Origin of the sequence: Streptomyces sp. NPDC006393 (assembly GCF_040628575.1) — a bacterium.
GTDB lineage: Bacteria > Actinomycetota > Actinomycetes > Streptomycetales > Streptomycetaceae > Streptomyces.
Map to the genome: position 1 here is coordinate 1 of NZ_JBEXZD010000190.1, position 7157 is coordinate 7157.

The 7157-nt window shown below is 73.0% G+C and carries 9 protein-coding genes; 3 read left to right on the forward strand and 6 right to left on the reverse strand.

Annotated features, from left to right (window positions below):
* Nucleotides 1–142 precede the first annotated feature (142 nt).
* Nucleotides 143–1135 (reverse strand): L-glyceraldehyde 3-phosphate reductase, encoded by a 993-nt coding sequence (mgrA, locus tag ABZ484_RS37980; RefSeq protein ID WP_358870514.1) that lies wholly within the window; start codon nt 1133–1135, stop codon nt 143–145.
* 160 nt (nt 1136–1295) lie between these two features.
* Here mgrA and ABZ484_RS37985 point away from each other — a divergent pair, with 160 nt between their 5' ends.
* Together ABZ484_RS37985 and ABZ484_RS37990 are read left to right on the forward strand one after the other, a co-directional pair.
* Nucleotides 1296–2207, forward strand: coding sequence for a LysR substrate-binding domain-containing protein (locus ABZ484_RS37985; protein ID WP_358870515.1), 912 nt, complete (start codon nt 1296–1298; stop codon nt 2205–2207).
* 185 nt (nt 2208–2392) lie between these two features.
* Nucleotides 2393–2908, forward strand: coding sequence for a DUF664 domain-containing protein (locus ABZ484_RS37990; protein WP_358870516.1), 516 nt, complete (start codon nt 2393–2395; stop codon nt 2906–2908).
* Here ABZ484_RS37990 and ABZ484_RS37995 read toward each other — a convergent pair.
* The 4 genes from ABZ484_RS37995 to ABZ484_RS38010 form a co-directional block, all read right to left on the reverse strand.
* Nucleotides 2890–3960, reverse strand: a complete 1071-nt coding sequence (locus tag ABZ484_RS37995) for an adenosine deaminase (RefSeq protein ID WP_358870517.1) — start codon at nt 3958–3960, stop codon at nt 2890–2892. The two genes, ABZ484_RS37990 and ABZ484_RS37995, sit on opposite strands and share 19 nt — an antisense overlap.
* Nucleotides 3961–4007: 47 nt before the next feature.
* Complete coding sequence (locus ABZ484_RS38000) at nt 4008–4400, reverse strand: VOC family protein (protein ID WP_358870518.1); 393 nt, start codon at nt 4398–4400, stop codon at nt 4008–4010.
* 171 nt (nt 4401–4571) lie between these two features.
* Complete coding sequence (locus tag ABZ484_RS38005) at nt 4572–5510, reverse strand: M48 family metalloprotease (RefSeq protein WP_358870519.1); 939 nt, start codon at nt 5508–5510, stop codon at nt 4572–4574.
* The gene (locus ABZ484_RS38010; protein WP_358870520.1) at nt 5507–5878 is read right to left on the reverse strand and encodes a BlaI/MecI/CopY family transcriptional regulator; all 372 of its coding nucleotides are present in this window, start codon (nt 5876–5878) and stop codon (nt 5507–5509) included. The genes ABZ484_RS38005 and ABZ484_RS38010 overlap by 4 nt, the downstream gene beginning before the upstream one ends.
* Nucleotides 5879–6111: 233 nt before the next feature.
* Between ABZ484_RS38010 and ABZ484_RS38015 the strand changes: the two genes are divergently transcribed.
* Nucleotides 6112–6819 (forward strand): dienelactone hydrolase family protein, encoded by a 708-nt coding sequence (locus tag ABZ484_RS38015; protein WP_358870521.1) that lies wholly within the window; start codon nt 6112–6114, stop codon nt 6817–6819.
* Nucleotides 6820–6938: 119 nt separating this feature from the next.
* On the opposite strand, the gene ABZ484_RS38020 is transcribed toward ABZ484_RS38015, so the two are convergent.
* Nucleotides 6939–7157: chitinase (locus tag ABZ484_RS38020; RefSeq protein ID WP_358870522.1), on the reverse strand; the 219-nt coding region annotated here is incomplete at its 5' end.

The following is a 7157-nucleotide window of genomic DNA, read 5'->3' on the forward strand; positions in this document are numbered from 1 at the left end:
TGTCCCCGGCGGCGGCCGAGGCCGGGCGCTCCGAGGGCGAGGGTGACCGCGGTGAGGGCGCTGGTGAAGCACCGGTACACCGGTGGGCGGCCGCCTCACGCACGCGACGCCTACGACCTCACGAGCTCACGGCCTGACAAGCTCACGGCCTGACGACCGCGTCGATGCGGGCCAGTTCCTCCGCGTCGAAGTCCAGGTCGCGGATCGCTGCGACGCTGTCCTCCAGCTGCTGCGGGCTGCTCGCGCCGACGAGGGCGGAGGTCACCCGGCCGCCGCGCAGCACCCAGGCCAGGGCCAGCTGCGCCAGCGACTGGCCCCGGGACTTGGCGATCTCGTCCAGGGCGCGCAGCCTGCCCACCAGCTCCCCGGTCACCGCGTCGGAGCTGAGGAAGGGGCTGTCGCTCGCCGCCCGGGAGTCCTCGGGGATGCCGTCGAGGTAGCGGGCGGTGAGCAGGCCCTGCTCCAGCGGGGAGTAGGCGATGGACCCGACCTGGAGCTCGTCGAGGGCGTCGAGGAGACCCTCCTCCTCGGGGCGGCGGTCGAGCATCGAGTAGCGCGGCTGGTGGATCAGCAGCGGGGTGCCCAGCTCGCCGAGGATCCGGGCGGCCTCACGGGTCTGCTCCGCGGAGTAGTTGGAGACGCCGACGTAGAGGGCCTTGCCCTGCTGGACCGCCGAGTGCAGCGCGCCCATCGTCTCCTCCAGCGGAGTCTCCGGGTCGGGGCGGTGCGAGTAGAAGATGTCGACGTACTCCAGGCCCATCCGCTTCAGGCTCTGGTCCAGCGACGACAGCAGGTACTTGCGCGAGCCCCATTCGCCGTACGGGCCGGGCCACATGAGGTAGCCGGCCTTGGTGGAGATCACCAGCTCGTCGCGGTACGGCGCGAAGTCCGCCCGCAGCGCCTCGCCGAGGGCGGACTCGGCGGCGCCGGGCGGCGGGCCGTAGTTGTTGGCCAGGTCGAAGTGGGTGACGCCGAGGTCGAAGGCGCGGCGCAGGATGGCCCGCTGGGTCTCCACCGGGCGGTCCGGGCCGAAGTTGTGCCACAGGCCGAGTGACAGCGCGGGCAGCTTCAGGCCGCTGCGTCCGGTGCGCCGGTAGGGCATGTCGGCGTAGCGGTCGGGGTGGGCGGTGTACAACGCGACTCCATGAGGGGTTGGTACGGCGAGGCTTGCGGTGTCCTGCTCGGATGTCTTCCGTGTCCTGCTCGGACGCCTTCGGTGTCCTACTCTCGCGCCGCCCGCGGGCAGCGGTCCAACAGGAGAATCCGATGGGATTGAGCGGCTACGCTTCTCAATCATGGAACTGCGTCATCTCCAGCACTTCATCGCGGTCGCCGAGGACCAGCACTTCACCCGGGCGGCGGAGCGGCTGATGGTGTCGCAGTCGGGTCTGTCGGCCTCCATCCGGGCGCTGGAGCGGGAGTTGCGGGCCCCGCTGTTCGTGCGCACCACGCGCCGGGTGACGCTCACCGAGGCCGGGCGTGCGCTGCTCGGCGAGGCGGAGCGGATCCTGGCGCAGGTCCGGGCGGCGCACGAGGCGGTGGCCGCCGTGCAGGGCGTGCTGCGCGGCACGCTGACACTGGGCACCGAGCAGTGCATCGCGGGCGTGGACGTGGCGGGGCTGCTCGCCGCGTTCCGGCGGCGGCATCCGGACGTGGAGATCCGGCTGCGGCAGGCGGGCTCGGGAGCGCTCGCGGAGGGGGTCGCGGCGGGCCGGCTCGATCTGGCGTTCGCCTACCGGACCCAGGCGGACACCGACCAGCTGCGTTCGGTGGCTCTGGCCGGTGAGCCGATGACGGTGCTGTGCCATCCGGGCCACCGGTTCGCGGCGGCGGGCGCGCCGCTCACCCCCGAGGAGGTGAGCGGTGAGGTCTTCGTCGACTTCCACCCGGACTGGGGTCCGCGCCGCGTCACCGACGCGGCCTTCTCCGCCGCGGGCGTGGACCGCACGGTGGCGCTCGAGGTCAACGACGTGCACAGTCTGCTCGATCTGGTCGACGAGAACCTGGGCATCGCGCTGGTTCCCCGGCATTTCCGGCACAAGCGTCCGTCGCTCACCGCGCTTCCGTTCAAGGGCACGGGTGAGCGGCCGTACGAGACCGTCGTTCTGCTGCCGCCCGAACAGGGCACCAGCCCGGCGGCCCGCGCCCTGGTCACCCTCCTGGAGTCACGGGCCGACAGGGCCGGGACCGACGGGGACCGGGACTGACAGGGACCGGGACTGACAGGGACGAGGTTGACAGGGACGGGGCTGACGAAGCGGGGTCGACGGGGACGGGGCTGACGGAGCGGGGGCCGGCAGGGGCGGATCCTGACGGATCGAGAGGTCCGGCACCCGGGGCGACCGGCTGGATTCCGGGCGCGCCACGGCATGCGATGCGCGATGGTGGACGCATGCACGCGAAGGACATCCTCATCGACGGCTACGGCCGCATCCAGGAAGAAGTCCATGCCGTTCTGGACGGCCTCGGGCCGGACGAGCTGCACGCCCGTCCGGCTCCCGACGCCAACTCCCCCGCCTGGCTCGTCTGGCATCTCACCCGGGTCCAGGACGACCATGTCGCCGACGCCTTCGGCCTCGACCAGGTGTGGCTGTCCCAGGGCTGGGAGAAGCGTTTCGGCCTGGACCTGCCGCGCCACGACACCGGTTACGGGCACACGGCGGCGAAGGTCGCGAAGGTGCGCGTCGAGTCCGCCGACCTGCTCACCGGGTACTACGACGCCGTCCACGAGCAGACCCTCCAGGCCCTGCGCGGCCTGACCGCCAAGGACCTCGAACGCGTCGTGGACGAGGGCTGGGATCCCCCGGTCACCCTGGGCGTGCGTCTGGTCAGCGTCCTGTCCGACGATCTTCAGCACGCCGGACAGGCCGCCTATGCGCGCGGGCTGCTTCAGAGCGCGGCCGCGTAGCCGGGCACGACGACGTCCTCGATGAGGGCCTTGCGCTCGTCGAACGGGATGAACGCGCTCTTGACCGCGTTGACCGTGACCGTGCGCAGGTCCTCGACGGTCCAGCCCGCCTCCTCGACCAGCAGCGACATCTCCCGGGTCATGGTGGTGCCGGAGACCAGACGGTTGTCGGTGTTGAGGGTGACGCGGAAGCCGAGGTCCTTCAGGGCCGTGATCGGGTGCTCCGCGATCGAGGTGGCGCACCCGGTCTGGAGGTTGGACGTCGGACACATCTCCAGGGCGATACGGCGGTCGCGCACCCAGCCCGCGAGGCGGCCGAGCTTGCCGTCCACGATGTCCTCGGTGAGGCGCACACCGTGGCCGATGCGCTGCGCGCCGCACACCTGGAGCGCCTGGTGGATGCTGGGCAGGCCGTACGCCTCGCCGGCGTGGATGGTGAACGGCACGCTCTCGCGGCGCAGGTGCTCGAAGGCGGCCAGGTGGTCGGCGGGCGGGAAGCCGTCCTCGGCGCCGGCGATGTCGAAGCCGACGACGCCCGCGTCGCGGTGGGCGACGGCGAGGTCGGCGGCCTCGCGGACCCGGTCGAACATGCGCATGCCGCACAGCAGCGTGCCCACGCGCACGGGGGTCCCGGCGGCGGCCGCCTTGGCCATGCCGGCGGCGAGACCCTCCTGCACGGTCTCCACGACCTCGCGCATCGTCAGCCCGCCGGCCGTGTTCAGCTCCGGGGCGTAGCGCACCTCGGCGTAGACGACACCGTCGGCGGCGAGGTCGAGGACGTACTCCTCGGCGGTGCGCAGCAGGCCTTCGCGGGACTGCATGACGGCCAGGGTGTGCTCGAAGGTCGCTATGTAGCGGACCAGGTCACCGGAGTTCGCGGCCTCGTAGTACCAGGCGGCGAGCTCCTCGGGGTCGGTGGTGGGCAGCGTGTGGCCGACCGCGTCCGCGAGTTCGACGACGGTGGCTGGGCGCAGCCCGCCGTCGAGGTGGTCGTGCAGCACGGCCTTGGGGAGGCGACGGATCACATCGATGTCTACGCGCGTAGCAGTCATGGCGGATCTTTCCTTGGGCAGGCGGTTCGAGGGAAGCGGCAGAAGGGTCAGCCGACGGGCTGGAGCAGGTCCCAGCGGTTGCCGTACAGGTCCTGGAAGACGGCGACGGTCCCGTACGGCTCGTGCCGAGGCTGCTCCAGGAAGGTCACGCCGGCGGCGGTCATCCGGGCGTGGTCGCGGGCGAAGTCGTCGGTGTGCAGGAAGAACCCGACGCGTCCGCCGGTCTGGTCGCCGACGCGGGCCCGCTGGACGTCGCCCTTGGCGCGGGTCAGCAGCAGACCGGGGCCGGCGGCCTCGCTCCCGGGCTCCACGACGACCCAGCGGGAGCCGTCCGGTCGCGGGGCGTCCTCCACGAGGCGGAAGCCGAGGGCCTCGGTGTAGAAGCGGACCGCCTCGTCGTAGTCGTCGACGACGAGGGTGACCAGGGCGATGCGTCTCATCGGGGCCTTTCGGGGACGTGCGATTGACGGGTGAGGTTATACGTAAAACCCCGCGCGCGCCAGTCCGCTGGGCGGCGGGTGGCGGCGGGGCGCGCGGGACGGGGATCCGACGGTTCGGACCCCGTCGGTGGCGAGCCGGGCCTCTCTGGTCGGTTGTGGGCCGGGGCCTGTCTAACGGGACTCTTCGCCCTGGGCGATCTCCACCCTGTGGTGGACGTCGAGCATGCCGGTCGCCGAGGCGGCGAAGGAGGCCGTGGTGCAGGCCAGCAGCAGCGCGGCGATCCAGGCCGTGGCCCGGCGCGGGGCACGCGGGGCCGCGAGAAGCGCCTTCACCCGGTGCGGCACCGGACCGGAGGTGACGGCGGGGGCGAACTGAGGGCGGGCCGGGCGGGCCGAGCGGGCGTCCTGGCCGGCCAGGGCGGCGCGGGCGATGGCACGGGCGGTCAGCCGGCGGTCGCCGACGGCCGCCGCGGCGGCCTCGTCGGCCGCGCGTTCGACGGCGAGACGGATGGTGGCGCGCACCGGGCGCAGCGCGGGATGGCAGTGCGCGGCGAGTTCGGCGGCGGCCAGGAAGTAGTGGTGGCCGCCCCGGTTGTGGGCGCGCTCGTGGGCGAACAGCGCTTCGCGTTCGGCGGCGTCGAGGCTGCGCAGCATCGCCGTGGTGACGACGATGCGGTGCGGGCGGCCGGGCAGGGCGTACGCGTCCGGGTGCGGGGAGTCGACGACGCACAGATCGCCCGCGGCGGGCCTGCGCCTGGCCTCGGTGCGGGCGCCGCGGAAGGCCCGGATCTCCCGGAGCGCGGTGCGCGCGAACATGCCCGCGCACACGGCGAGCGCCGCCACCGAGACCGCGGCCGCCGGCAGGACCACCAGGTCGGGCGCCGTGGGCAGCGGGTGCACGAGTTCGCCCAGGGCGGCGAAGACGGGCAGCTTGAGCAGACCGGTGAGCACGAAGACGCCCAGCGCGGCCAGCGAGCAGCCGGCGAGCACCAGCGCGCAGACGGTGATCACCCACAGCGCGGCCACGGGTGCCAGGCGGTCGAGCGTGCGCCGGGCCAGCACGGGCGCGGCGAGGGGCAGCAGCAGCGGCAGAAGCAGCAGGGCGGTCATCGCTCACCGGATTCGAGCAGATCGCGCAGGATGCGCTCGTCGTCGGGGCTGAGCTGGGCGACGAAGCGGGCGAGGACGGTCTCGCGGTCGGTGTCGCGGTCGAGTTCGGAGTGCATGCGGCGGGCGGTCAGTCCCTGCGCGTCCTGGACGGGGTAGTAGGCGTAGCCACGGCCCTGGCGGCGGCGTTCGACCACGCCCTTGTCGTGCAGCCGGGTGAGGATCGTGGTCACCGTGGTGCGGGCCAGGTCGCTGCCGAGGCTCAGCTGGACCTGCCCCGGGGTCAGGGGGGCGTCGGCGGCCCACAGGACGGCCATCACACCCGCTTCGAGCTCGCCGGCCGGCCTGCGTTCGTCCTTCGCGTCCGTCATGGGACGTTTCTCACCCCGTCTTCGTCGCGCAGTCCGGTGGGCCGTCTACACCATTGTAGTCAGCTGTGGCCGGCACGGTGCCGGTCACCTGCTCGTGGCCGCGCCCGGATGCCCATGATGAGGGGACCCGGTGACACGGTAGAGATCCGGAAAGAGGGCCTCCGGCCCTCCCTCACACGATGCCGTGCCGCCCCGGCCCGGCGCCCGACGCGAACGCGCAGGAGTTGAGCACCGTGCCCGAGCAGCCCGAGCCCGCCGAGGTCCCCGCCCGCCAGAACGTCAGTTTCCCCAGTGCGGGAGCCACCGCCCACGGCTATCTCGCACTGCCCCCGTCCGGCCGTGGGCCGGGCGTCCTCGTCATCCAGGAGTGGTGGGGGCTGACCGACCACATCGCCGAGGTCACCGACCGGTTCGCCGCCGAGGGCTTCGTCGCCCTCGCCCCCGACCTCTACGGCGGGAGCGTGGCCCATGACTCAGGGGAGGCGCAGCGCCTGATGAAGGCCCTGCCGGTCGCCCGCGGCGTCGAACTGCTCTCCGGCGCGGTCGGCCATCTGCTGTCGCTGCCCGAGGTCACCTCGGACACGGTGGGCGCGGTCGGCTTCTGCATGGGCGGCGGCTTCGTGCTGTACCTTGCGGCGGTCGAACCGCGGGTGAGCGCGGCCGTGCCGTTCTACGGCGTGATCCGGGACGAGCTGCCCGACTTCTCGGGGCTGCGGGCCCGCGTCCTGGGCCACTACGGGGAACGGGACCGGAGCATCCCGCCGGAGCGGGTCGAAGAGCTGCGCGAGACGCTGCGACGGCAGTCCGGCACCACTCCGGACCTGCGCCTGTACCCGGCCGGCCACGCCTTCCTCAACGACCGCCGGCCCAGCCACGACCCCGACTCGGCCGACCGCGCCTGGCGGAGCACGGTCGCCTTCCTGCACGAGCAGTTGGGCTAGCCAGTGCCTGTCCGGCGGCTCCTGCCGCGGGCGCGGGGGCCGGCGCGCACATCCCGGCGCGAACGGCCACGGCGGCGACCCGCTTCCGGTCGCCGCCGCGCGGTGCGTTCGACGGGGTGTCAGCAGGAGAGGTTGGCGCCGGGGCTCACCCCGAGGATGGAGGTGAACCGCCGGTAGGCGTCGACGCGGCTCTGCACCTGGGCCGGGTTCTTGCCGTCGCATTCGAGGGAGCCGTTGATGCTGCGGATGGTCTGGCCGAATCCGGCGCCGTTCACCATGGCGTTGTGCGGGGTCATGGTGCCCGGTCCTGACTGGGTGTTCCAGTACCACAGGCCGGT